The organism is Arenibacter sp. F20364 (assembly GCF_023015905.1).
In the GTDB taxonomy this organism is placed as follows: Bacteria; Bacteroidota; Bacteroidia; order Flavobacteriales; family Flavobacteriaceae; genus Arenibacter.
This window is the reverse complement of the sequence record NZ_JALKBD010000110.1, coordinates 1-1,120: the sequence shown is the minus strand read 5'-3', so window position 1 is coordinate 1,120 and position 1,120 is coordinate 1. Positions and strand designations below refer to the sequence as shown.

At 50.8% G+C, this 1,120-nt stretch carries 1 protein-coding gene; it reads left to right on the top strand.

Going from position 1 to position 1,120, the window contains the following annotated elements:
* Positions 1–68: 68 nt before the first annotated feature.
* Positions 69–1,120, top strand: a 1,052-nt coding sequence (gene istA / locus MWU84_RS24460; protein ID WP_246906523.1) for an IS21 family transposase, incomplete at its 3' end; no start/stop codon positions are given.

The following is a 1,120-nucleotide window of genomic DNA, read 5'->3' as shown; positions in this document are numbered from 1 at the left end:
TAACGTTTCGTTTTGTGCCACTTTGAAAGATCAAGTAACAATTACCTTGTCGCTTAAAAACAAGCGATATGGCCAATACACTTGATCCAATGGACTTAAAACAGATTATTTCCCTTCATCTCGATGGGTTCAGCAACCGTAAGATAGGTGCCGTCTTAGGGATATCCCGTAATACGGTAAATACATATATGCGGTTGTTCGGGGCCTGTGATCGCTCCCTTAAAGAATTATTGGCCCTTGACAATGGGGCCCTGGAAGCCCTCTTTCCCTCCCATACGACCATAGACAACAGGCGTTACGACGAGCTCATGCGGTGTTTTGAGGGGGTCAACAAGGCCCGGAACCATCCCGGATTTACCTTTCTATATCATTATCAGCAGTACGTACAGCAGGCCAAAGAACCTTATGGCTACACCCAGTTCATGGAACATTACCGGCGCAAATATGCCAAGACCAAAGGCTCGATGAAACTCGAGCACGATCCCGGAAAGGAAATGTTCATCGACTTCGCCGGCAAGAAGCTCCATATTGTTGATAGGGACACTGGGGAAGTGGTCCCGGTGGAAGTGTTCGTGGCCATCCTGCCCAATAGCCAGTATACCTATGTGGAGGCCTGCAGGAGCCAAAAACGGGAGGACCTGATCGGTTGTTGCACCAATGCCCTGAACTTTTACGGTGGCGTGCCCAAGGCCATCGTCTCGGACAACCTGAAATCGGCGGTGACAAGGGCGAGCAGATATGAGGCGGACATTAATCGTAGCTTCAAGGATTTTGCACGGCATTACAACTGCGCCATAAACCCCGCCCGGGGGTACTCCCCCCAGGACAAGGCCCTGGTGGAGAACGCCGTGCACCTTGCCTATCAGCGTATCTACTACCCAATACGGGAAATGGTGTTCTTCTCTTTGGCAGATCTGAACCGGGAGATAAAACGCCTGTTGGGGGCCTATAACGATCTATTGTTCAAGCGAAAGGAGGCGAGTCGCAGGGAATTGTTCCAATCCGTGGAAAGGGAATACCTAAAACCCCTGCCCGGGAGTGCGTACGAGCTAAAGGATTACCGCAGGGCCAAGGTCCAGAAGATGGGCTATGTATACTTCTCCCCGGACAAGAGCTATTA